18 protein-coding genes and 1 other RNA gene are annotated in these 22,921 nt (G+C 71.6%); 11 read left to right on the top strand and 8 right to left on the bottom strand.

The annotated features are described in order from the left end of the window. Positions 1-977 precede the first annotated feature (977 nt). Positions 978-1,730 (bottom strand): DUF5984 family protein, encoded by a 753-nt coding sequence (locus ACGFIB_RS11040; protein WP_393370621.1) that lies wholly within the window; start codon positions 1,728-1,730, stop codon positions 978-980. 1,417 nt (positions 1,731-3,147) lie between these two features. Between ACGFIB_RS11040 and ACGFIB_RS11035 the strand changes: the two genes are divergently transcribed. After that, the gene (locus tag ACGFIB_RS11035; RefSeq protein WP_191051391.1) at positions 3,148-3,456 is read left to right on the top strand and encodes a putative quinol monooxygenase; all 309 of its coding nucleotides are present in this window, start codon (positions 3,148-3,150) and stop codon (positions 3,454-3,456) included. After that, complete coding sequence (locus tag ACGFIB_RS11030; RefSeq protein ID WP_393370618.1) at positions 3,453-4,655, top strand: helix-turn-helix domain-containing protein; 1,203 nt, start codon at positions 3,453-3,455, stop codon at positions 4,653-4,655. Before ACGFIB_RS11035 ends, ACGFIB_RS11030 begins: the two co-directional genes overlap by 4 nt. 161 nt (positions 4,656-4,816) lie before the next feature. Here ACGFIB_RS11030 and rnpB read toward each other — a convergent pair. Beyond that, positions 4,817-5,210: RNase P RNA component class A (gene rnpB / locus ACGFIB_RS11025), an RNA gene on the bottom strand. 193 nt (positions 5,211-5,403) lie between these two features. On the opposite strand from rnpB, the gene ACGFIB_RS11020 reads away from it, so the two are divergent. From ACGFIB_RS11020 to ACGFIB_RS11000, 5 genes are all read left to right on the top strand, one after another. After that, positions 5,404-6,324 (top strand): ABC transporter ATP-binding protein, encoded by a 921-nt coding sequence (locus tag ACGFIB_RS11020; RefSeq protein ID WP_393370615.1) that lies wholly within the window; start codon positions 5,404-5,406, stop codon positions 6,322-6,324. Further along, positions 6,321-7,094: a hypothetical protein gene (locus tag ACGFIB_RS11015; RefSeq protein ID WP_393370612.1), complete on the top strand. Its 774-nt coding sequence runs from the start codon at positions 6,321-6,323 to the stop codon at positions 7,092-7,094. The genes ACGFIB_RS11020 and ACGFIB_RS11015 overlap by 4 nt, the downstream gene beginning before the upstream one ends. Next, on the top strand, positions 7,094-8,395 hold the full coding sequence (locus tag ACGFIB_RS11010; protein ID WP_393370609.1) for a hypothetical protein: 1,302 nt from the start codon (positions 7,094-7,096) through the stop codon (positions 8,393-8,395). The genes ACGFIB_RS11015 and ACGFIB_RS11010 overlap by 1 nt, the downstream gene beginning before the upstream one ends. A gap of 44 nt (positions 8,396-8,439) precedes the next feature. Further along, positions 8,440-9,150 carry a response regulator transcription factor gene (locus ACGFIB_RS11005; RefSeq protein WP_357242356.1) on the top strand — a complete coding sequence of 237 codons (711 nt, stop codon included), beginning with the start codon at positions 8,440-8,442 and terminating at the stop codon, positions 9,148-9,150. A 155-nt stretch (positions 9,151-9,305) separates the two neighbouring features. Continuing rightward, positions 9,306-10,781: a sensor histidine kinase gene (locus ACGFIB_RS11000; RefSeq protein WP_393370605.1), complete on the top strand. Its 1,476-nt coding sequence runs from the start codon at positions 9,306-9,308 to the stop codon at positions 10,779-10,781. On the opposite strand, the gene ACGFIB_RS10995 is transcribed toward ACGFIB_RS11000, so the two are convergent. The 4 genes from ACGFIB_RS10995 to ACGFIB_RS10980 all read right to left on the bottom strand — a co-directional run bounded on the left by ACGFIB_RS10995 (position 10,778) and on the right by ACGFIB_RS10980 (position 15,207). Then, complete coding sequence (locus ACGFIB_RS10995) at positions 10,778-11,980, bottom strand: erythromycin esterase family protein (protein ID WP_393370602.1); 1,203 nt, start codon at positions 11,978-11,980, stop codon at positions 10,778-10,780. The two genes, ACGFIB_RS11000 and ACGFIB_RS10995, sit on opposite strands and share 4 nt — an antisense overlap. 305 nt (positions 11,981-12,285) lie before the next feature. Beyond that, positions 12,286-13,608 (bottom strand): bifunctional RNase H/acid phosphatase, encoded by a 1,323-nt coding sequence (locus ACGFIB_RS10990; protein ID WP_393370599.1) that lies wholly within the window; start codon positions 13,606-13,608, stop codon positions 12,286-12,288. Continuing rightward, positions 13,605-14,345, bottom strand: coding sequence for a zinc ribbon domain-containing protein (locus ACGFIB_RS10985; RefSeq protein ID WP_357242344.1), 741 nt, complete (start codon positions 14,343-14,345; stop codon positions 13,605-13,607). Before ACGFIB_RS10985 ends, ACGFIB_RS10990 begins: the two co-directional genes overlap by 4 nt. Positions 14,346-14,355: 10 nt before the next feature. Continuing rightward, entirely contained in the window at positions 14,356-15,207 is an 852-nt protein-coding gene (locus tag ACGFIB_RS10980; protein WP_357159119.1) for a Nif3-like dinuclear metal center hexameric protein, read from the bottom strand. An 85-nt stretch (positions 15,208-15,292) separates the two neighbouring features. Between ACGFIB_RS10980 and ACGFIB_RS10975 the strand changes: the two genes are divergently transcribed. The 4 genes from ACGFIB_RS10975 (at position 15,293) to ACGFIB_RS10960 (ending at position 19,979) form a co-directional block, all read left to right on the top strand. Continuing rightward, positions 15,293-16,396 carry a dipeptidase gene (locus ACGFIB_RS10975; protein ID WP_393370595.1) on the top strand — a complete coding sequence of 368 codons (1,104 nt, stop codon included), beginning with the start codon at positions 15,293-15,295 and terminating at the stop codon, positions 16,394-16,396. Beyond that, the gene (locus ACGFIB_RS10970) at positions 16,393-17,571 is read left to right on the top strand and encodes a M20/M25/M40 family metallo-hydrolase (RefSeq protein ID WP_393370592.1); all 1,179 of its coding nucleotides are present in this window, start codon (positions 16,393-16,395) and stop codon (positions 17,569-17,571) included. The genes ACGFIB_RS10975 and ACGFIB_RS10970 overlap by 4 nt, the downstream gene beginning before the upstream one ends. Further along, positions 17,568-18,452 (top strand): GNAT family N-acetyltransferase, encoded by an 885-nt coding sequence (locus ACGFIB_RS10965; protein ID WP_393370589.1) that lies wholly within the window; start codon positions 17,568-17,570, stop codon positions 18,450-18,452. The genes ACGFIB_RS10970 and ACGFIB_RS10965 overlap by 4 nt, the downstream gene beginning before the upstream one ends. 201 nt (positions 18,453-18,653) lie before the next feature. Continuing rightward, a complete protein-coding gene (locus ACGFIB_RS10960; RefSeq protein ID WP_393370586.1) occupies positions 18,654-19,979 on the top strand; it encodes a HAMP domain-containing sensor histidine kinase in 1,326 nt (441 codons plus the stop codon). A 4-nt stretch (positions 19,980-19,983) separates the two neighbouring features. Here ACGFIB_RS10960 and ACGFIB_RS10955 read toward each other — a convergent pair whose 3' ends face one another. After that, positions 19,984-21,639 carry a thiamine pyrophosphate-binding protein gene (locus tag ACGFIB_RS10955; RefSeq protein ID WP_357256981.1) on the bottom strand — a complete coding sequence of 552 codons (1,656 nt, stop codon included), beginning with the start codon at positions 21,637-21,639 and terminating at the stop codon, positions 19,984-19,986. A gap of 96 nt (positions 21,640-21,735) precedes the next feature. After that, positions 21,736-22,722, bottom strand: a complete 987-nt coding sequence (locus tag ACGFIB_RS10950; protein ID WP_357242323.1) for a 2-hydroxyacid dehydrogenase — start codon at positions 22,720-22,722, stop codon at positions 21,736-21,738. Between the last annotated feature and the right edge of the window lie 199 nt (positions 22,723-22,921).

Raw genomic sequence — 22,921 nt, 5'->3', positions numbered from 1 at the left:
CCGACGCCCACGGCATCGACATGACGAGCCGCTGGGTTTGAAGGACGGCCGGCATCCGAGCGGGCTCGCACGGGTGCCGGAAGCCCGAGCGAAGGCTCAGAGGGGCGGAAGGTGGACGTGCCGGCCTGTAGGCCGGGTTCTTCCGGGGCAGGTCTCCAGCCTGGCAGGACTCCCCCGGTTCGCCCCTACCAGGTCTCCTGGGTGCCGCCGGTATCGAGACCCGACTACAGAGCCAGGCGCAGAGAAGGCCGGTACTCCGTTCCGGGAGGAGTACCGGCCTTCCTAGTGCGACATCACTTGTTGGTCATGATGACTACCCAACGAGGGGGACCGGCGTAAGCCTTCCCCATCTCGTCTGAGCAACCCTGGTCACAGCCGCAGCCCGGAATCACCATTTCGCACCTTCCTAAAGGTTTCGCATCTTGTCACTCTCAGTGTGAGTCCCTCGCACTGTCGGTCAAGGGAGACTAATCTCCCTCGCATGCCAGAACTTCACATCGAGGCAAGGGGGCTTCAGATCGGGGACGACATCGAACTGTTCAAGGGCGATCCCGAATAACCTCTTATCCGGATGCCCTGGAGCCACGTCTCATGGTGGACCGTAGTCGGCCTAGAAGTCACGGGAGAAATTGTCGGAGTCGGCCAATTCACGCACATGGCAGCAACGGTCATCGCGGAATGCATCCGCGAGGTTGGGCAATAGATCTCGGCTTTGGACGAGACGCAATGGCGTGACTTCGTTCTTCGCGCCGGACTCGACGAGGACACTCCGAAGATTCGCGCCACCGAGAAGAATCGAACCATCAGGAACCACAGCATCAAGGTTCGCAGAGCGGATGAATCCGGAGACTCCAAAAGTCTCGGATGGAAGATGAAGAACGCCGGCTGACGGCCCCCAGAGGCAACTCGTAGACCTGGACGGCGCGGTATCCCCTTTAGGGCCCGTGGCCTATCTCACCGAGACCCATTTCGCGCCCTCAGCGCGGGAGCAGCTCTTCCGCGCCGGCGCCGACGGCTGCCCAGTCGGTTGCCGGTTCGCGTTGTAAGCGTTGAGCCAGCCATGTCGCTCGATTTACGTGCTCGGCGCGGAGTGCATCCAGGTCCAACCGGACACCGCTCGGTGGCCCTGTCCGCTCCAATGCTCTGATTCTCCGCTTCATGGCGGTCATGAGCTCAAGGTCGAGTTGCCGGACGGCGGCGAGGAACGATTCGGTCGGGATTTCGACCTGACCGGCCGGGTCAGCTGTGAACCGGATGTCGCCATCGTCGTCATGCCGCCAGGTCACTGTCACCATGTCGAAATCGTCGCCGACGGTACGCCAAGCCCTGACGCGGGGTGGTTGTCGGATGTAGCCGAGATCCAAGGCATGCTCGGCGTGCCACTCCGCGGCAATCATGGCTGCATCGCTGTCCATCGGCCGCCAGGAGTCGGGGTCGCTGGCCACGAAATCCAGGAGATCGGTTGGCACCGGTTGGAGGACAGTGGGTGTCATCTCGTTGATGTCTTCCCATAGCCGAGCCACGTAGTAGTCGACATATGGGCGCTGCACGGCAGGATGGTCGGTTCGATGATGCTGAAGCGTTTCCGGTGAGTAGCGCAGCAACTCGTGACCGGCCAGTTCTATCCAGTACCAGCCATCGGTTAGTCCGAACCAGTGCAGTTGACGATCCTCATGGCCCCAGGGGGAAACCTGGCCCAGTGGTGTCAACGCAGAGCGGAACTTGATCACCGAGCGCATGTTAGCTGCTCGGTGGACGTGTCTTCGATCCAGCGGTGCTCGGTATTGCTTTTTTATCAGGCAACGGAAACAGGTGTTCGAGCCAGGCCCGGTGTGGTGTCTACCTGCTCCGGAGCGTCCATCGTCGTCCGCGAGCGCCCCCGATGTGCCCCGAGCAGGAGTTGATCCGGGAGTCGGCCCAGCTCAGAGGGGCGGAAGGTGGACGAGCCGGCCTGTAGGCCGGGTTCAAATTTCGCACGCCTCCTACCTGCGGCGGACCGCTCCACGCCATAGGTGAGCTGCAAAGATATTCTGTCCGTTGTCATCGGTTGCCAGCATCTTCCGAAGCCATGCGCCCCCGAAGCGCCCTGGACAGCCAAAACCTCGGCCACCGACCTTCTCCTGACGAACGGGAGAACGGGAGCTCTTCAAGGGTAGTTTCGATGTCGCCGTCGTCTTAGAATGACGCACCCGTCTGCCACAATCCGCACACTTAGTTCGGCTACTAATTGGTCACTACATTATGAACCAATGCTGTAGATCAAGATCAGTCGACGCGAGGATACCCTCGGCCTGTCCTACCGAACGAGCCCAGCGAGCAGCAACACCCGCAACTCGTGCCCTTCGCCGGTCGACATCCTGGGTATCTCGCACGTCACCCCTCAGCGCCGGCGACGGATGAACGTCTGCCCTCCGGCAGCGCACAGCTCATAGCCAGTCCGCTGGCAATCAGACGTCCACGCAAGCGGCCGAACGTGGCCCATGGTCCCCGTCCGCCACCACGTCAGCTTCACGTGCTTCTCCTGCGCCGGCGCAGGATGCGGGCTCAGGCACGAGTTCATGCGCAAGGAAGGGGGGAACCCATCGCCACCGTCGCCCACACGGTCCGGCTCCGCTCGTCCCCGTGTACACCCCACGTCTGCGCTAGATGGTCGACGAGATCGAGCCACGCCCGCACTCCTGGCGGTCGTCAGGCTTGTGTACCTCGGTGGCGCCCCACTCCTCTTTCGTCGAGAACGCCAAGCCACACTCGCGACGTCTCCAGACGGACCGTGACCACGAACCGCCCCCCGGGTTCACCACTGCCCGTGTGCCGGAGGGCGTTCGTCGCCAACTCCGAAACGATCAGTTGGGCGGTCTCGATCTCGGCCCGTAGGGGCAGATGCTCCGCCACGAACCGGCGGGCTTCGCTGACCTGTCTGGTGATTCCGGGAAAGGTGCGGCGCCACTCAAGGGGGTGGGCGTTCATTCGGCCCCTCACGATCATGCAGGTCAGACAGGGTCAGCTCATGATCTGTACTTAAAGTACTGCTGCGGTATCAAGTACAAGCCACTTCCAGTACTTGCCACGCACATTGAGTACTGATCACATGAGAAGCGGCGACTCAACGGGCCACGAACGGCCCCACACGCGAAAGGGAGGGGTGTCATGTTCGGGCTAGTAGTTCGGTTCACCTGCAAGGACGAGGCCACCGCAGAGACGTTCGACCAGCTCATCGGCGAGACCATCGAGGGCATCAAGGCGCACGAGCCGGGCACGCTCGTCTACACCGTCCACAAGGTCGACGGTGAGCCGCTGCTGCGGATCTTCTACGAGCTCTACCGTGACCGCGCCGCGTTCGACGCCCACGAGGAGCAGGAGCACACCAAGCGATTCTTCGGCGCTCGGGACGACCTGATTTCGGGTTTCGAAATCGACTGGCTCGACCTACAGGTGGGCAAGGTCACGACCCCGTGAGCGAGGAGTACCAGCGCGCCTTGGGCCGGCGGATCGCCCAGGAGCGCAAGCGGCGTGGTCTGTCCCAAGTGGAGCTGGCCAACCTCGTCGGCCGGTCGGTCGCCTGGGTCTCCCAGGTCGAGCGCGGCGTTCGCAAGATCGACCGCATGTCGGTGCTGGAGAAGGTCGCCGAGACCCTCGAAGTGCCCTTGTCCGAATTGGCCGCCGAGGCGCCCATCGTCGCCGCCACCACTGAGGAAATCCCCGGCTCGGCGAACCTGCGCCTCGTGCTCTCCGGGGCGCACGCGTTGCAGGCGATGCTGCACGCGGCCCCCGTGCCGCCGAGTGATGAGATCCGGCCACAGGTTGAGCGGGCTTGGCACCTCACCCATGAAAGCCAGTACGTCGAGCTCGGAGACCTGCTGCGCAGCCTCATTCCGGTGCTGGAGGGGGCGGGCCGGTCGGCGCCCGAGGATCGGCGGCCGGAGCTGTTCGAGATGCTCGCCGCGCTCTATCAAGCCTGTTCGGCGGCGCTGGCCAAGCTCGGCGAACCCGAGGCCGCGTGGATCGCCGCCGACCGGGCCATGGTCGCGGCCGAACGTGGCGGTGACCCGTTGATGGTGGCCGCCGGCGCTTTCCGGCTCGGCTTCGTGTTCCTCGGTGCGCGCCTCTTCGACCAGGCGGAGGAGACCGCGCGTACCGCCGCAGAGGCGTTGTGGTTCCTGGCCGACCAGGGCAAGCCCGAGGCCATGTCTTTGTGGGGCGGGCTCACCCTGCAACGGGCGGTCGCGGCGTCGCGGCTCAACCATGCCGACGCGGCTTACGAGCATCTCGCCCGTGCCCGGGGCATCGCCGAGAAGCTCGGTGAGGGGCGCAACGACTACAACACCGAGTTTGGTCCGGCGAACGTCGCTCTCTATGAGGTCGCGGTGGCGGTCGAGCTGGGCGACGCCGGTCACGCTTTGCGGGTCGGTACGGCGGTCGACACGTCCTCGTTGTCGAGTGAACGTCGCGCCCGGCTGCACATCGACGTGGCCCGTGCGCACGCCCAGCGCCGTCAGGTCTCCGAGGCGACGAACGCGCTTCTCGAAGCGGAGAGGATCACGCCCGCGCAGCTTCGGAACCATCGCATGGCCCGGCAGCTCGTCTCCGATCTACTCACCATGCAGGACTCGCCTACCTCTGACCTGCGAGAACTTGCAGAGCGGATCGGAGCGTAGAAAAGTAACGGGATGTCTGCTCCGGAGCTCGGCGAGGAGTCATCTCACCTTGCTCCTGCAACTGCCGGCGATGGCGTGCCTGCGATGTGCCCGAATTATGCCCTCTCGGGTGCTGGATCATGCTGGGGAAGCACATCCATGCAGGTCACAGGGCTAACAGGTGGACGAGCCGGCCTGTAGGCCGGGTTCTGTGATCAGCCACAAGGACTGACCGGCGGCCATCCATCTAGGACCGCCGTTGCCGGCGGCCTCAAGCGGTCTACCCGCGCGGCTCGGGCGGGCAGCCCTCAAACGTCGCGCGCGGGACGTTCCGGAGAACGTCCCTTCTTGACCTTGCTCCGGGTGGGGTTTACCGAGCCGCCCACGTCACCGTGGGCGCTGGTGGTCTCTTACACCACCGTTTCACCCTTACCCCCCGCGAAGGGGGCGGTCTGTTTTCTGTGGCACTGTCCCGCGGGTCACCCCGGGTCGGCGTTACCGACCACCCTGCCCTGTGGAGCCCGGACCTTCCTCGGCAGGGCCGTGAGGCCCTGACGCGGCCGCCCGGCCGGCTCGTCCACCGTGAAGGTAAGCCTAGCGGCTTCCGAATCATTCCCCTGCCCGGCCGGAGGTCATGTGAAAACTCTCTGAGTTCTCCCGCCGGGCGGGAGCGTGAGACGACACCGGCGCAGGTCGGGGGCGAACCGCTCACAGGAACCGCACAGATCCTCTCAGAGGTCGCGCAGACCGGTGGGCGAGCCTGCCTCCCATGATTGAGTTACGGCAGCTCACCAAGAGGTACGGCGAGGTCGCCGTCGTGGACGGCCTCAGCTTCGACGTACGGCCGGGCGTCGTCACCGGCTTCCTCGGGCCGAACGGCGCGGGCAAGACGAGCACGATGCGGATGATCCTCGGGCTCGACAGGCCGACGAGCGGGAGCGCGACGATCGGGGGGCGGCGCTACGCCGACCTGCCCGTACCCCTGCGGGAGGTGGGGGCGCTGCTCGACGCGCACGCCGTGCACCCGCGCAGGACCGCGTTCGACCACCTGCTCTCCCTGGCGTACGGCAACGGCATCGGACGGCGGCGGGTCGAGGAGGTGCTCGGGCTCGTGGGCCTGGCCGACGTGGCGGGACGGCGTCCTGGCGGGTTCTCCCTGGGGATGAAGCAGCGGCTCGGCATCGCGGTGGCGCTGCTGGGTGATCCCCCGGTGGTCCTGCTCGACGAGCCCGTCAACGGTCTGGACCCCGAGGGCATCCGCTGGATCCGCACGCTGACGCGGAGCCTGGCCAGCGAGGGCAGAACCATCCTGCTGTCCAGCCACCTGATGAGTGAGATGGCCCTCACCGCCGACCACCTCGTCGTCATCGGCCGGGGGCGGCTGATCGCCGACACCGGGCTGGAGACGTTCGTCCAGTCGGCCGCGCGGCAGGGGGTGCTCGTCCGCACCCCCGACGCGCGGCGGCTCGCCTCGCTGCTCCGGGAGTCCGGCGCCACCGTGCGGCCGGGCGCCGACGGCGGCCTGATGGTGACCGGGATGTCCGGCGCCGAGGTCGGCGCTCTCGCCGCCGCCCATAGAATCGTCCTGCACGAGCTCACGCCTCGGCGAGCCTCTCTGGAGGAGGCCTATCTGGAGCTGACCGGCGACAGCGTCGAGTTCGCCACGAGTGCCGCCGGGGTCGTGTCATGACCGCGTACGGCGTGCTGCGCTCGGAGTGGGTGAAGTTCCGCAGCGTCCGGGCCATGCTCGGCTGCCTGGCCGGGGCTGTGGTGGCGGCGGGATCGTACGGCTATCTGTTCGGCATGGCGGCCGCACGCGAGTATCTCGGCGCGTCGGCCGCGGACCAGGCGGCCTTCGACCCCACGGAGACGGCCTTTCGCGCTCTCGTGCTGGCAGGGGTGCTCGTCAGCGCGGTCGGCGTACTGGCCGTGACCACCGAGTACGCCGCGGGCACGATGCCGGTGAGCATCACCGCCCTGCCGAGACGCGGGCTCCTCCTCCTCGGCAAGGGGGCCGTCGTCGCGCTGACCACGCTCCTCATCGGGCCGCCGCTGGCGCTCCTGTCGTTCACGCTCAGCCAGGCGGCGCTGGCCGCGCAGGGCCTGCCGAGCGCCGGACCCGGTGATCCGGGCGTGCCCGCGGCGCTGCTGGGCGCGGGCCTGTTCACCGGCCTGATCGGGCTGTACGGAATGGCGCTCGGGTTCCTGCTGCGCAGGTCGGCGGGGGCCATCTCGCTCGGGACGTTCCTTCTGATCCTGCCGGGCATGGCGAGCCTGTTCCCCAAGCCGGTGGCCAGGTGGATCGTCACCTGGTGGCCGAGCGCGGCGGGCGCACGGATCTTCGTGGTCCATCCCGGCACCGAACTGCTCGCGCCGCTCGCGGGCGCCGGTGTGCTCGCCGCCACCGTGCTCGTCCTGCTCTGCGCCGCCGTCGCCGTCTTCCAGCGGCGGGACGCGTGATGGCGGGCGCCCGGGCCCTGGCGTACCAGGCCATGTGCGGAATCGGCGCGGCCCTGCTGGGCTTCGCGGCGATGGCCGTCGTCGCGGCGCTCGGCCTCGCCGCGCTGTCTCCCGGGACGTTGGAGGCCGCCTCGCCCGCCCTGGTCGCCGCCGTCGTGACGGCGGCCGTCTCCGGCGGCCCGTTCGTCCTCGCGGCGTCGCCGGGAACAGGCGCCGAGGGGCTGCCGCTCGGCCTGCGTGCCGAGCTGACGGTGACGCCGCTCGGCGTCGCGGGCGCGGGCGCCCTCGTCCTGGTCCTCGCCCTGCTCCACGGCCGGCCACGCCCGGCGTCCGCAGCCGTGGCATCTGGGGTGGACACGGCACAGGTGGACACTGCGCAGGCGGTGGACACTGCGGACGTGGGGCGGCCTTCGCCGGCCGCGGCGCAGGCGATCCGGATCGTGTCGTCCCTAGTCGCCTGCCTCGCGCTGCTCGCGCTGACCGCGGCGGCGGCTCGGGGCACCGTCGTGCTGGGTGCGGGCGGGCTCCGGGCGGCTTTCGAGCCGCGGACGCAGAGCGTGGCGGTCGGCGGTCTCGTCCGCGTCGGCCTGGTGCTGCTGATCTGCCCGGCGCTCGCGCGCCTCACTCCGACACGGCCCGTACGGGCCGCCGTACGGGCCGTGCTGGGTGTGTGCGCGGGAGTCGCGCTGGTGGCGACGCTGCTGGGCGTCACGGCGGCGCTCCCGGCCCTGCCGGGGGCGGGCCTCGCCGTGCTGGGCGCGCCCAACGCCGCCTTCGCGGCTCTGTCGGCCACCGCCGGATCCTCCTCCGCGTCCGGGCCGGGAGAGACGATCTCGAGCCTCACGGCCCTGATGCCCGGACTCGCCCTGAGGCCCCCGGGTGCGGGCGGTCCGGCGTGGACCGGCACACACGTGCCTCAAACCGGGGGCGCATGGGTCTGGGGAGCATGGGCCGGGGGCGCCGCCCTGGCCGTGCTCGCGGGAGTGCTCGCCGCCGTGCTCACGCCCGCCTCCGCGTGCCGTACGCCGCGCACGGCGGTGTACGCGGCGATGTGGACGGGGCTGGTCGTCGCCGTCGCGGTCCCCGTCCTGGCGGCGCTCAGCGCGGTGTCCCTGGATGTGACCGCCACGCTGCAGGGGCGTGTCCTGCCCGTCGCGCGCCTCGGAAGCGACCCCTGGGAGGCGGCCTGGCGGGCGGTGCTCCTGATGGTGCCGCCCGCGGCGCTTCTCGCGTCCTCGGGGGCCGCGCTCGCCGGGCGGGTGCGGGTGCTCGCCGCGCACCGGCCTGTACGCCGGGCTTAGCACCGCGTACCTATTCTTCCGCTGATCGGCGAAGGGAGGCCGGGGTGGACGGGTGGCATCTGCTGGTGGTCGACGACGAACCCGTGGTGCGGGAACTGCTGGCGGCCACGCTGCGCTTCGCGGGATACGAGGTGACCTCGGCCGCCACCGGGTCGCAGGCCCTGGAGATCGCGCGGGACACGCCGCCCTGCCTCGTGCTCCTCGACGTCATGCTGCCCGACATGGATGGTTTCGAGGTCATGCGCCGTCTCCGGAAGCTTCCCCGCCGACTGTCCGGCGGCCGTCCCGATCAGGTGCCTGTGCTGTTCCTGACCGCGCGCGACACCACGCAGGACAAGATCAACGGGCTGCGTCTGGGCGGCGACGACTACGTGACCAAGCCGTTCGACCTGGAGGAGCTGCTCGCCCGGATCGAGGCCGTGCTCAGGCGCGCCGGGGCCGCCCCCGAGGACCGCACGCTGCGGGTGGCCGACCTCGAACTCGATCCGGACGGCCATCAGGTGCTTCGGGCGGGCACTCCCGTGCGGCTGTCGCCGACCGAGTTCCGCCTGCTCCACTACCTGGTGCTCAACGCCGGGAGGGTGGTGTCCAAGGCGCAGATCCTGGAGCACGTCTGGAGGTACGACTTCGCCGGGGACTCCAGCATCGTGGACACGTACGTGAGCTATGTGCGCCGCAAGGTCGACAAGACCGGGCCCAAGCTGATCCACACCATGCACGGGATCGGATACGTGCTGCGCGGGCCGCGCCCATGACGGCGCGCACGAGCCGTCCGGCACCGCGCCCGCGTGGCCTGTCAGCGGGCTTACGCGACCTGTCACCGCGCCCGCGCGGCCGGTGGCCGCGCGCAGGCGGCCCGTCGCCGCGCCCGCGCGGCCTGTCGCTGCGTGGGCGGCTTCTGCTCACCACCATGGCCCTGCTCACGGCCGGTCTCGCGATCAGCGGCGCGGTCGCGGTCGCCACGCTGCGGGCCCACCTCATCGAACGCGTGGACCGGCAGCTCACCCCGATGGCCACGGTCCTGGCGCGGGTCCCCGCCCTGCTGGTCGCCGTGCCGGCCGCGCCGCAGAGCCGCCAGCTGCTGGGCGCCCTGCCCGGCATGGACCTGATCGACCAGGTGTACGTCGCGTACCTGCGCGCCGACGGCACCGTCGAGCAGGAGGGCGATCCGTGGCCGCGGGACGGACAGCAGGACGGGCAACGGAGTGGGGGCCTGTCACTCCCCCGGCTCGACACCGCCGCGGTCGAGCGGCGTGCCGGGCAGCCGTTCGACGCGACCGGCCCAGGCGGCAGGTGGCGGGTCGTCGCCGTCCCGCGACCCGCCTCGGCGACGGCGCCCGCCGCCAGGTCCGGCAGCGTCGTCGTGGCGGCGTCGCTCGGCGGCGTGAGGTCCACCGTCGGCCGCCTGACGACGGTCTGCGCGGCGACCGCGGCGGCGCTCGTGACGTCGCTCGCCGTCATCGGATGGTTCGCCGTACGGCGGGGGTTGCGGCCGTTGCGGCGTATCGAGGAGACCGCCGCGGCCATCGCCGGGGGCGACCTGTCGCGGCGCGTCCCCGCGTTGGCCTCGCCCCGGACCGAGGTCGGCCGGCTGGGGGCCGCCCTGAACGTCATGCTCGGCCAACTGGAGGCGGCCTTCGCCGAGCGGGAGCGGGCGCAGGCCCGGATGCGCCGCTTCGTCGCGGACGCCAGCCACGAGTTGCGCACTCCGCTCTTCGGCATCAAGGGGTTCGCCGAACTGCACCGGATGGGCGGGCTGCCCGACGCCGATCTCACCCTCGGCCGCATCGAGAGCGAGGCGGGGCGCCTGGTCCGGCTCGTGGAGGACCTGCTCCTGCTGGCCCGCCTGGACGAGGGCGAGGACGCCCTGCCCATGGACTTCGCGCCCATGGACCTGCGGACGCTCGCCGCCGACGCCCACAACGACCTGCGCGCACTGGACCCCGGACGGGAGGTCACGCTGACCGGGCCGGACGGCGGGCCACCGGGTGCGGCGCCGGTTCACGGCGACGAGGCGCGGCTGCGCCAGATGGTCTCCAACCTGGTGGGCAACGCCGTCGCCCACACCCCGCCGGGCACGCCGGTGCGGATCGGCGTCGGCACGGCCGGCGGGGGCGGGGTCCTGGTGATCGCCGACGAGGGGCCCGGGATGCCCGCGGAGGAGGCCACCCGGGTGTTCGACCGTTTCTACCGGGTGGACGGCTCACGCAGCCGCACCGGCGCCGGAGGCGCCGGGCTGGGCCTGGCCATCGTCCGGTCGATCGTCGCCGCGCACGGGGGCACGGTGGAGCTGCGAACGCGGCCCGGCGAGGGGGCCGCCTTCCGCGTCGTCCTGCCCTGCACGCCACTGTCTCCACACGGCCAGACCGGGCCGGACACGACCTAGCTTCGCGTGACGTCCCTGACGAACACGACCCCGTCGTAGGCGGCGAGGTGGGCCGGGTCAAGCGCGGAGTAGCCGAACCAGGGAGACTCGCGGGGGGCGGGCCGCGCGTCGCCGAGGGCGGCGGCCAGGCGGCGGGCGTCGACGACGTAGCGGTCCTCGGGGATCGCGTAAAGGAGCCCTTCGAGCGTGTCCGGGGGCGGGGCGTCCACTCCCTGGTGCCGGATCGTGCCCACCGCCGTGGCCAGGAAGGCGTATCCCTCACCCAGGTGGGCGCTCGCGATCGCACCGGAGCTCCACCATTCGAACGGCGTGCCGCCCAACCGCATCGTGCTCTTGTCCCGCTGGAAATGCGCGTTGTGGGCGTGGACCAGGGCCGGGCCCCGCTCGGCGGCGGCGAGGAGGTTGGCGGCGATCATCGAACTGCGCAGGCCCAGCAGGCGCGGCATGCGGCCCGGTGACGTGTCGGCCATCCAGTGGTGGTAGCGCAGCAGTCCGGTGGCGGCACGCCCGTACAGGTGCGCCCGGTCCCAGTCGTCCCCGGAGGACACCGCGACCAGATGCGGCGTCTCCGCGTCGAGCAGCGCCACGAGATCGTCGGCGAGCAGCCGCAGCTTACCGGCCTCGGCCGACTGCCCCACGGATTGGGACGGGTCCATCATCGTGGCGGGATTGGCCCAGCGGCCGTCGGGGCCGAGCAGGCGGTCGAGTGTTTCCGCATCACAGGGGAGCAGGTCCGCGTCCACCCGGGCCGCGAGGTAGCCGTGCAGAGCGGTGAGGGCCTGCCGCGGGCTCGCGGCATGGCTCATCTCCAGCGGACCGTCGAGACCGGCGAAGCGCAGCCGCTCGGCCGCGGGCCGGCCCTCGTTGTAGGCGCGCATCCAGCGCACGAGCTCCCGGTTGGCCGCGGACGCGCCCCAGCCGTGGCTGAAGCCGCGCTCCATGACCTCGTCGAGGGAGCCCGTGCCCGAGGTGACGTAGTCGTCCACGACCAGGCCCATCAGGCAGTCGCTCTCGATCCCGATCGTCCGGTAGCCCTCCTGCTCGACGAGCTGCCGGAAGATCTCGTTGCGCACGTCGAGCAGGAGATCCTCACCGTGGGTGGGCTCGCCCAGCGCGAGCAGCCGCGGCCGGGCCGGAAGCAGCCTCATGACGGAGGCGGCCTCGACGGGATGGACGGTGTCTTTGATGCCGGTATCCATACCTTCAACGGTATCGTTGAAGTACTTCGTGGAGACTTAACCGGTAAACTGCCAGAACGATAGAGCGAAACCCTCAACTGGCGACTTCAAGCGCCCCGGCGGGCGGGTGCGGCTTGCCCGGGTGGGAAAACGCCGACGCCGCGGGGCACGGCTGAGCGTGCGGCCCCGCGGCGTGTCGCCTCGGCAGAGAGCGGGCCTCTCAGTGGAGAGCGCGGCGCCCTGTCAGAGGGCACCCTGTGAGAACAGCGCCCTAGGAGCAGCGCCCTGTAAGAGGGCCCTGTGAGAGCGGCGCCTTGTGAGCGGCGTCAGGAAAGGTGGGCGGTGTCGTTGAGCGCCCGTACGACGGCGGGCCCGTCGGCGTAGTAGTCGATCGCCGACAGACAGGCCAGGTCGAGATGCATCCGATAGAGGGCCTCCGGCGGAGCGCCCAGCGCGAGGCGGACGAGCATCTTGATCGGGGTCACATGGGAGACCACGACCACGCTGCGGCCTTCGTGGGCCTTCACGATGCGGTCCCTCGCCTGCTCGACCCTGAGAGCGGTCGACGCGAAGCTCTCCCCGCCGGGCGGCGCGACGTCGGGGTCGGCCAGCCAGGCCGCCAGTTCGCGGGGCCAGCGCTGCTGGATCTCGGCGAACGTGTGCCCCTCCCACTCGCCGAAGTCGGTCTCGCGGAGGTCGTGGTCGACCAGCACCGCCAAACCCGTCCGGGCGGCCACCGCCTCCGCCGTCTGCCGGGCGCGCGCGAGCGGGGAGGCGACGATCACCTCGACCTCGTACGGCTGCCGCGACAGGCGCAGGGCGGCGGCCTCGGCCTGCGCGAGCCCCGTCTGGGTGAGCGACGGGTCTCCCAGCCCGGAGAACCGCTTGTCCACCGACAGCGGGGTCTGCCCGTGCCTGAGCAGGAGCAGGGACGTGGCGACGCGCGTGGCCCGGGGCATCCACCCGTGCCCGCGCCTGTCGTGGGACGTGGCCGTTTCGGCCGCCGCGTCCGCGCCTCCGCCGGCGGTTGCCGCACCGGTCGCGCCGGAGGTCCCCGCGCGCCCACCGGCGGATTCCCCGACGGCGGCCGGAGCCCGGGCGGCGAGAGCAGGGGCACCGGGATCGTCATCGAACAGCGAGGGCGCGTCGATGTTGGGCGGCTCCGCGCCGGCCTCGACAACGGGGGCGGAGTCCGGCGCGGAGGTGAGCGCGCTCGCCCGCCAGGTCTCCCCCCGGGCCGCCGCGTCCATCGCCTCGTTGGCGAGCCGGTCGGCGTGGCTGTTGCGCTCGCGCGGAATCCACGTCCAGGTGACCCGGAACCGCCGGGCCAGGCCCGCCGCCTCCAGGGCGAGCGGCCGCAGGCCCTCGTGCTTGACCTTCCACCGGCCGGCCATCTGCTCGATGACCAGCTTGGAGTCCATCCGCACCTCGACCTGAGCGCCCTCCGCGCCGAGCGCGAGCAGCGCACGGAGCCCGGCGATCAGGCCGCGGTATTCGGCCACGTTGTTGGTCGCGGTGCCGATCGACTCGGCGGCCTCGGCGAGCACCCGCCCGGCCTCGTCCTTGACCACCGCGCCGTACCCGGCCGGGCCCGGATTGCCCCGCGACCCCCCGTCGGCCTCGACGGTGAACTCCACGGCGACCGTCACAGACCCGACTCGCCCGTACGGACCAGGATGCGGCGGCACTCCTCGCAGCGGACCACCTCGTCGTGGGCGGCGGCCCGGATCCGGTTGAGGTCGGCGATCGACAGGGTCGTGCGGCAGCCGAGGCACCGGCCGCCGTGCAGCATGGCGGCGCCGATGCCGCTCTGCTCGCGCATCTTCTCGTACAGCCCGAGCAGGTCGGCGGGGACGTCGGCGGTGATCACGGAACGGCCGGAGGTCAGCTCGCCGGCCTCCTTGTCGATCTCCGCGAACGCCGCATCCCTGCGGTCCTCGGCGGCGCGCAGCGTGCCGGTCACCTCTTCGCGCTCCGCCCTGAGCGCGGCGACCCGGGCGTCGGCCGCCTCCCGGCGCTCCATGATCTCCAGCACGATCTCCTCCAGGTCCGACTGCCTGCGCCGCAGCGAGACGATCTCGGACTGGAGGCTCGCCAGGTCCTTCGGCGAGGAGACCTGCCCGGAGTCGAGGCGCTTGGTGTCGCGCTCGACCCGGACGCGTACGGCGTCCACGTCCGACTCGGCCTTGGCCTGGTCGCGGGCGAGGTCGCCGGCCTCGGTCTCGGCGGCGATGATCTGCGTGGAGACCTGGGCCAGCCTCTTGGACAGCTCGTCGATCTCGGCGAGCTCCGGCAGGCTGCGGCGACGATGCCGCAACCGGTCGAGGCCGGTGTCGAGCTCAGCGAGATCGAGCAGACGCTTCTGTGCTTCCGGTGCGGCCTTCATCCCAAATCCCTCAAGATGCTCGGGGGTCCAAGTCGGTGGTCGTCGCCGTCCAGGCGTCCGTGACGGCGTCTGAGACGCGCGCCTCAACAGTAATGCCCCTGGCCGCCAATGCTGACGTCAGACGCCGGGCGGCGTCCGCGAGCCACGGCCATTCGGTGGCCCAGTGGGAGGCGTCGACCAGCGCCGGCCCGTCCGCCTCCATGTGCTCACTCGCCGGATGGTGCCGCAGATCGGCCGTGAGGAAGACGTCCACGCCCGCGGCCCTGGCCGTGCCCAGCAGGGAGTCGCCCGCACCGCCGCAGACGGCGACGGTCCTCACCGGCCGGCCGGGGTCGCCCGCGACCCGCAGCGGCCCCGCCGTGCGGGGCAGGCCCGAGGCGGCCAGCGCGGCGAACTCGCGCAGCGGCATCGGGGCGGGCAGCTCGCCGATGCGGCCGAGCCCGCGGCGCGGGTCGCCGGCGGACGGCTGGAGCGGCCGCAGGTCCCCCCGCAGGCCGACGGCCCGCGCGAGCGCGTCGGAGACCCCCGGGTCGGCGACGTCGGCGTTGGTGTGCGCGGCGTAGAGTGCGGCGCCGCCGCGGATGAGCCGGTGCACGACCCGGCCCTTGAAGGTCGTGGCGGCGACGCTCGTGGTGCCGCGCAGGTAGAGCGGGTGGTGGGTGACGACGAGGCCGGCCCCCCAGCCGAGGGCCTCGTCCACGACCACGGCGACCGGGTCGACCGCGAACAGGACCTTCCGTACGGCCTGCTCCGGGTCGCCGCAGACGAGGCCCACCGCGTCCCAGGACTCGGCCCACGAGGGGTCGTACAGCGCCTCCAGGCACTCGACCACCTCGGCGAGGGTGCAGGAGATCGATTCCACCCGCGCACACTACAGCCTGCTGGCGGAACGACCTGGGAAGAGTAACGTCCCATTTGACGCCCCACCGCCAGGAAGGATCCCCAGCGTGCCCGTTGATCAGCAGAGCCTGCACGTCAGCTCCGTGGTCGCCGACACCCACAACGACCTGCTCATGGCCGTCTCCGCCCGGCCGCCCGCGACATGGGCCTCGTTCTTCCGCGAGCGGTGGCTCCCCCAGCTCGTCGAGGGCGGGGTCGACGTGCAGGTGCTGCCCGTGTTCGTGGAGAGCCAGTTCCGCCCGGAGGGCGCGCTGCGCCAGACCCTGCGGATGATCGAGTGCGCCCACGTGCTGGCCGAGGGCAACCCCGGCACGGTGGCGCTGTGTCAGGACGGGCAGCAGATCGACGCGGCCCTCGCCGCCGGGAAGATCGCCCTGGTGCCGGCCCTGGAGAGCATGCCGGGGATCGACGAGAGCGTCGAGCTGATCCCGACCCTGCACCGCCTCGGAGTCCGCGTCGCCTCGATCGCCCACTGGGGCCGTACGGCTCTCGCCGACGGCAGCGGCCAGGACGGCACCGGCTCCAGGCTCACCAGTCACGGGGTCGAGGCGCTGGCTGAGATGGAGCGGCTCGGCATGCTCTTCGACGTCTCGCACCTGGGCGCCACGGGCGTCGGGCACGTGCTGGAGATCGCGACCCGGCCCGTCATCGCGACCCACTCCTCCGCGCGGGCCCTGCGCGACCACCACCGGAACCTCACCGACGAGCAGCTCAGGGGCGTCGCCGCGGGCGGCGGCGTCGTCTGCGTGAACTTCCTCGCCGCCTTCCTCACCGAGGACGCCCGCTCGGCCACGATCGACCACCTCGTGGACCACATCGAGCACGTCGCGGGCGTCGCCGGCATCGACCACGTCGGCCTCGGCCCCGACTTCATGCGCGAGGTGAACGAGGACCTCACCCCGCCGTGCTGCGAGGGCTTCAGCTACTCCGGGATCGACGCCGACGCCGCCATCCCGGGGCTGGAGGGCCCGCGCGGCCTGCCGCTGGTGACCGACGCGCTGGTCAAGCGGGGCTTCTCCGACGAGGAGATCCAGAAGATCCTGGGCGCCAACGTGATGCGCCTGTTCCGCGCCGAGCTGGGCCGCCCGGCTCATGACCTCGCTCACGACCCGGCCCGGGAGCGGCCCGAGCCGGAACGGCCCCGGCCGTGAATCAGGAGGCCATGCTGGCCGACCTGGAGGAGCTGGTGCTCTGCGAGTCGTATTCCGCCGACCACGAGGCCGTGGCGCGCAGCGCCCGCGTCGTGGGGGCGCTGGGCCGCAGGCTGCTGGGGGCCGAGCCGGAGACCCTGGTGATCGACGGGGTGACCCATCTGCGCTGGTCGTTCGGCCCGCCGCGGGCCTTGCTGCTGGGCCACCACGACACCGTCTGGCCGGTCGGCACGCTGCGCGAGCACCCCTGGTCGGTGCGGGACGGGGTCGCGCGGGGGCCCGGCGTGTTCGACATGAAGGCCGGTCTCGTTCAGCTCTTCCACGCGGTCGCGTCGCTGCCGTCGCCCGAGGGTCTGACCGTGCTCGTCGTCGGGGACGAGGAGCTCGGCTCACCGACCTCCCGTCCCCTGATCGAGTCGATCGCGTCGCGGTGCGCCGCCGCGTTCGTGCTGGAGGCCAGCGCGGACGGCGGCGCGCTGAAGACGGCGCGCAAGGGCATCTCGCGGTATGAGCTGACCGTGCACGGCCGGGCCGCGCACGCCGGCCTCGAACCCGAGCGGGGGGCCAACGCCGGCATCGAGCTGGCCCACCAGGTGCTGGCCATCGCGGGCATCGCGGCCCGGGTCGAGTCGTCGTCCAAGGCGGGGGCGACGTCGGTGACCCCCACCATGCTGACCGCGGGGACGAGCACCAACACGGTGCCGGCCCGGGGCCGGGTGGCGGTCGACGTCCGCGTGCCCGACCGGGCGGCGCAGCGCCGGGTGGACGAGCTGATGCGCGCGCTGGCCCCGCGCACCCCGGGCGTCCGGCTGGAGCTGCGCGGCGGGCCGAACCGCCCGCCCCTCGATGCCGCCGCCTCCGCCGGGCTCTTCGACGTCGCCGTACGGCTCGCGGCCGAGCTGGGCATGGCGCCGCTGCGCGGGGCGGCCGTCGGGGGCGGCTCCGACGGCAACTTCACCGCGGGCGTCGGCTGCCCCACGCTCGACGGCCTGGGCGCGGTGGGCGGCGGCGCGCACGCCGCCGAGGAGCACGTCCTGGTCGCCGAGATGCCGGTCCGCGCCCGTCTGGTCGCGGCCCTGGCCGCGTACGTGCTGTCGGGCGGGCCGATCGGCCTCGGCGACGACGCCGGCCCCATGGCGGGAGACACGAGGCGGACCGCCCGGGAGACCGCGTGAACCCGGAAGAGCGCGTGAACCCGGAAGGCCGCGTGGGCGCCGGGGACCCGGGGAACCACGTCGTCGCGTGGGACCAGGCGGCCGGGGCCGCCGCGCGGCGCGGCCTGCGGATCGCCGAGTTGCGCACGGTCGCCGAGTTCGAGCGGGTGGTCCGGCTGTTCGACGTCATCTGGCGCCCCGAGCCGTGGAACCCTCCGATCACGGCGGAGCTCATGCGGGCGCTGACCCACGCGGGCGGATATGTCGCCGGGGCGTTCGACGGCGCGGACCTCGTCGGGGCCGCCGTCGCCTTCCTCGCGGCGCCCGCGGGGCAGGCGCTGCACTCGCACGTGACCGGCGCCGTGCGGCCCGGCGCCGGGTTCGCGCTCAAGCTGCACCAGCGGGCCTGGGCCCTGGAGCGCGGGCTGAGCCGGATCACCTGGACCTTCGATCCCCTCGTACGGCGCAACGCCCACTTCAACCTGGCCAAACTGGCCGCCCTGCCGGAGGAGTACCTGCCCGACTTCTACGGTCCGATGGGCGACGCGGTCAACGCCGGCGACGAGTCCGACCGCGTCCTCGCGGTGTGGCGGCTGGACGACCCGCGGGTGGCGCGGGCGTGCGACGGCCTGCCGCACCGGCCCGCGGGCGCGGACGGCGCGGTGGCCGTGCTCGCCGAGCGGGACGGGTGCCCGGAGTTCCTGCCCGCGGACGGCCCGGCGGTGCTCGTCGCTGTGCCCGCGGACGTGGAGACCCTGCGCCGCGCCGCCCCGGAGAAGGCCAAGGCCTGGCGGCACGCCGTACGCGAGGTGCTGGGCGGGCTGATGGCGCAGGGCCGTCCGGTGACGGGCTTCGCCGGCGGCTGCTACGTCGTCGAACGGAGCTCCCCCTCCGCCGGATGAGACCTGCGGCGTGACCCGGGGCGCAGGGTACGGGGCCGGAATGGGTAGAGACCGGACAGCGGCGTCCCGGCCACGGCGGCGATCACCGGCAGAGGTAACGTGCCAAGTGAGCCGGGTGGGGACACGCGACGGCGGCCACGAGGCCTTATTGATCATCTGATTACCGGGGGGAATCAGGTGAGCGGGTGGCGGGGATCCTCGGTGCGGATCCGCTTGACGGTGCTGGCGAGCACAGTGATGGCGCTGCTGTGCGCCGTCTCCGTGCTGCTGGTCCTCGGCGTCCTGCACGGCACCGCCCAGCGGTACAGGACCGACGAGATCACCACCACCGCCGTACGCCTCGCCTACCAGGCCAAGCGCGACCGGCTGCCTCCGGTGCTGCTGGACCAGCGCGTGGCCGGCGTGCAGGTGATCGACCACAACGGCCGGATCGTCTCCGTCAGCGACACCCTGCTGGGCCGCCCGCGCATGGCCGCGTTCCGGCCGGAGCTGACGACTCCGGAGACGAGCAAGGTGCTGTGCACGTCCCCGGCGTTCCCGGACCGGTGCATGGTCGTCGTCGCGTTCCGCTTCCACAACACCGGCGGTCTGTGGACGATCTACGCGGCCGAGGACACCGTGCCGCCGTATGTCAACGGCCCGCTGCTGGCGGCGCTCCTCGGCGGCTCGCTCCTGCTGGTCGGGCTGACCGCGCTCGGCACCTACCAGACCGTGCGCAAGGCGCTCGGCCCGGTGGAGGCGATCACGAGCAAGCTGGCCAGGATCACCGCGACCGACCTGAGCCAGCGCGTGCCGGTGTCGAAGTATCACGACGAGATCCAGCGGCTCGCCGAGACCGCCAACCAGACCCTGGACCGGGCGGAGACGGCCGTCGAGCGGCAGCGGCGTTTCGCCTCCGACGCCTCCCACGACCTGCGCAGCCCGCTGACCGCGATGCGTACGGAGATCGAGGAGGCGTTGCTGCACAGTGAGGACGCCGACTGGCCGGCCACCGGGCGCGCCCTGCTGAGCAGTTGCGACCGCCTGCAGGCGCTGGTGACCGACCTGCTCCAGCTCGCGCGCCTCGACGCCGGCGCCTCACCCCGGCGCGAGCCCTCCGACCTCGGCGGCCTCGTCGCCCGTGAGCTCGATCGCAGGTCGCGCAAGGTGGAGGTGGTGCGGCACCTGACGCCGGGAGTGGTCGTCGTCGTCGACCGGCTGGCCCTGGCCCGCCTGCTCAACAACCTCCTCGACAACGGCGAGCGGCACGCGGTGTCCATGCTCTCGGTGACCGTGCGGCGGGAGGGCGGCAAGGGCGTGCTTGAGGTGCTCGACGACGGCGCGGGAATCCCGCCCGACAAGCGGGAGCTGGTCTTCCAGCGCTTCGCCCGGCTCGACGACGGCCGGTCGAAGGACGCCGGCGGCACCGGGCTCGGACTGTCCATCGCCCGTCAGATCGCCCAGGCGCACGGGGGGACGCTCACGATCGAGGACAGCGACAAGGGCGCCCGCTTCGTGCTGCGGCTCCCGCTCGCGCCCCCGCGCTGACCGGTCACTCCTCCTCGGGTACGACGATCACGGTGGGCACCGGGGTGCGCAGGGCCTCGGCGACCGCGTCCTCCAGCTCGCCCGGCGTCTTGACGGCACGGCCCCGCGCGCCGTACGCGACGGCGAGTGCGGGGAAGTCCGGCGCGTGCAGGTCCACGGCGACCGGCCGCATGCCCCGCTCCCGCATCTCCTCGCGGATCTCCCCGAAGCCGCCGTTCGCGAAGACGACGACCGGCAGGCTCAGCTGGAGCTCCACCGCCGTGGCCAGCTCCTGCAGGCTGAACTGGAACGCCCCGTCGCCCGCCAGCGCCACCACGGGGACGCCGGGCCGGCCGAGCTTGGCCCCGATGGCGGCCGGCAGCGCGAAGCCGAGTGTGCCGAACCCGGTCGGGAACAGGAACCGGCCGGGCGGGTCCATCGGCATGCCGACGAGCGCGCCGTGGTAGACGCACATCGAGTTGTCCCCCACCACGACGCTCTCCTTGGGCAGGGCCCGGCGCAGCGCCGCGAGCTGGCCCGACCATCTGCGGGTGAGCTCGTCGAACTCCGCTCCGTGACCGATGCCGGCATCCCGCTCCCGGCGCGGACGCGGCACGACGCCCTGCCGGTCGAGCCGTTCGGCCAGCCCGCGCACGGCGAGCTCCGCGTCCGCGACGATCGCCACGTCGGCCACGTGGTCGCCGTGCATCTGCCCCGGGTCGATGTCGATGCGCACGAGGCGGCCGGACAGGGCGAACTCGTCGTCCCACAGGTCGGCCGGGCCCAGCTCGGTGCCGACGGCCAGCACGACGTCGCACGCGGCCAGCCACCGGCGGACGGCCGCCAGGTGCAGCGTGGTGCCGAGCGCCAGCGGGTGGCTCTCCGGCACGGCGCCCTTGCCGTTGACCGTGGTCACGACCCGCGCGCCGAGCCGCTCCGCCAGGCGCATCGTCAGGCGCCCCACGGGGGGCTCGTCCTCCCCCGGGGGCCGCTCACCCGGGCATTGGGCGCCGCCGCCCAGCACGAAACCCGGGCGGCGCGCCGTGCGCAGCAGCCCGGCCGCCACGTCGAGGGCGTTCGGATCGGGCTCGCGGCGAGTGATCCGGTACGGCGGGACGATTTTGACCGGGCCCTTCAGGTCGAGCAGGTCGAAGGGGATCTCGATGTGGACCGGCCGGGGGCGTCCCTCGGCGAAGCGGCCGAAGGCCCGGGCGACGGCGGCGGGGATCTCCCGCACGGTCGTCACGCGGTGGCTCCAGGCGCACAGCGCGTCGATCGCCCGCGACTGGTCCCTGCTCTCGTGCAGGTAGCCGCGGCCGTCACGGGGATGGCCGGTGGGGACGCCCGGGGAGATGAGCAGGATCGGGGAGGAGTCGGAGTACGCCTGCCCGAGGGCCGTGGCCGCGTTGACCACGCCGGGCCCGGTGGTGGTGACGACGACGCCGGGCCTGCCGGTCACCCTGGCGTACCCGTCGGCGGCGTATCCCGCGCCCTGCTCGTGCCGGGGCGTCACGCAGTGCACGCCGGCCCGGTCGAGCTCCTCGTAGATCGCGAGGTTGTGAGTGCCCGGAATGCCGAAGATCGTGTCGACGCCGTGCAGCCTCAGTGCCTCGACCAGGGCGCGCGCCCCCGTGGGCGTCGTGATCGTCCCCGGATGGGGGATCGGGTCATGGCCGTCCACTTATCACTTCCCGGGAGAGCGGAGGGGTTTCCCTTGGGTTTCCCACAATGGTTTCCCCTTCCGGGCACCGCCCTACCGTTCCGCGTGCCGGATTTTTCAGAAACGGGGGCGGGGACGCGTTCCCACCTCGTGCTCGTCCGATCCGTACGTCAGCACATTCTCAATGGACTTCACGGCCTGGCGCACCATCCGGTGCATCGCCTCGGCGGTGTGGGAGGCGATGTGCCCGGTTACCAGAAGGCGGTCGGGGAAATCCCGTCGCAATTCGCCGGCCTCCTCGCATTCCTGACCGTAGAAGCCGTCGAAGACCGCCATGCTGACGCGGCCTTTCTCCAGGCCTGCGTAGAGGGCGCCGGGACTGACGATCGCCGGGCGGGCGGTGTTGACGAGGATGGCGCCCTCCGGCATCCGGCTGATCACCGACGAGTCGATCATCGATCTGGTCTCGCCGGTCTCCGGCACCATGACCACGAGGATGTCACTGCCCGCGGCCAGATCGAGCAGGGGCAGGTAGGAGATGCCGAGGTCCCGCTCGGCGTCCGGCCTGCGGGTGCGGCTGTAGTAGGACACGCGGACACCGAAGCCCCGGCGCAGGATCTCCGCGATCCGCCGGCCGTTCGCGCCCATGCCGATGATGCCGACGCGGCGGGCGGCGAGTTCGTGCGGCAGTTCGTCGGAGCCCTGCCAGCCGGGGACCCGCTCGCCCAGATGCCGCGGGATGCCCAGGTTGGCGTTGACGATCTGCGTGACCGTGAACGTGGCGACCGCGTCGGTGGCCGCCCCCGGCGTGTTCGTGACCGCGATGCCCAACCGGTCGGCCGCCGCCACGTCGACGAAGTTCTCGTAGCCCACGCCGAGGAAGGCGACGACCTTCAGCGTCTTGGCCTTGCGCAGCACTCGCGCGGTCGCCCGCTCCTCGCCTCCGTGCAGGTAGGCGACCGCCCCCCGCAGTTCGCGCGCCAGCAGGTCCTCCGTCAGCGGCGACGCGGGCCGGCGCACCGTGAACCCCTGGCCGGCGAGCGACTCCAGCAGCGCCGTGTCGATGCCGGCGCCGGTCACCAGGACCGTCCCATCCCTGCGCACCGCTTCGGTCGCCGGGCGCGGCTGAGCGGGACGATAGTCCGTTATATCCCTTGGAGCCGCAGTTTGGGACATTTCAAATATCTCTCAGACTTAGGACATATATGTCTGTTTTTCTCTGTGGTATCTCTCCAATCACGACAACCAAGCGGTGCATGAAATACCACTGATGGTCCAGGCGACGGAGCAGGAATCCAATGGT

The sequence above is a fragment of the Microbispora bryophytorum genome (assembly GCF_043197435.1).
Classification (GTDB): domain Bacteria; phylum Actinomycetota; class Actinomycetes; order Streptosporangiales; family Streptosporangiaceae; genus Microbispora; species Microbispora bryophytorum.
This window is presented reverse-complemented; position numbering and strand designations above follow the sequence as displayed.

Excerpts from the sequence above, each read along its gene's own strand:
- ACGFIB_RS10995 (WP_393370602.1), bottom strand. The coding sequence starts at position 11,980 with ATGGATACCGGCATCAAAGACACCGTCCATCCCGTCGAGGCCGCCTCC.
- ACGFIB_RS11000 (WP_393370605.1), top strand. The coding sequence starts at position 9,306 with ATGGCCCTGCTCACGGCCGGTCTCGCGATCAGCGGCGCGGTCGCGGTC.
- ACGFIB_RS11010 (WP_393370609.1), top strand. The coding sequence starts at position 7,094 with ATGGCGGGCGCCCGGGCCCTGGCGTACCAGGCCATGTGCGGAATCGGC.
- ACGFIB_RS11035 (WP_191051391.1), top strand. The coding sequence starts at position 3,148 with ATGTTCGGGCTAGTAGTTCGGTTCACCTGCAAGGACGAGGCCACCGCA.
- ACGFIB_RS10985 (WP_357242344.1), bottom strand. The coding sequence starts at position 14,345 with ATGAAGGCCGCACCGGAAGCACAGAAGCGTCTGCTCGATCTCGCTGAG.
- ACGFIB_RS11015 (WP_393370612.1), top strand. The coding sequence starts at position 6,321 with ATGACCGCGTACGGCGTGCTGCGCTCGGAGTGGGTGAAGTTCCGCAGC.
- ACGFIB_RS11020 (WP_393370615.1), top strand. The coding sequence starts at position 5,404 with ATGATTGAGTTACGGCAGCTCACCAAGAGGTACGGCGAGGTCGCCGTC.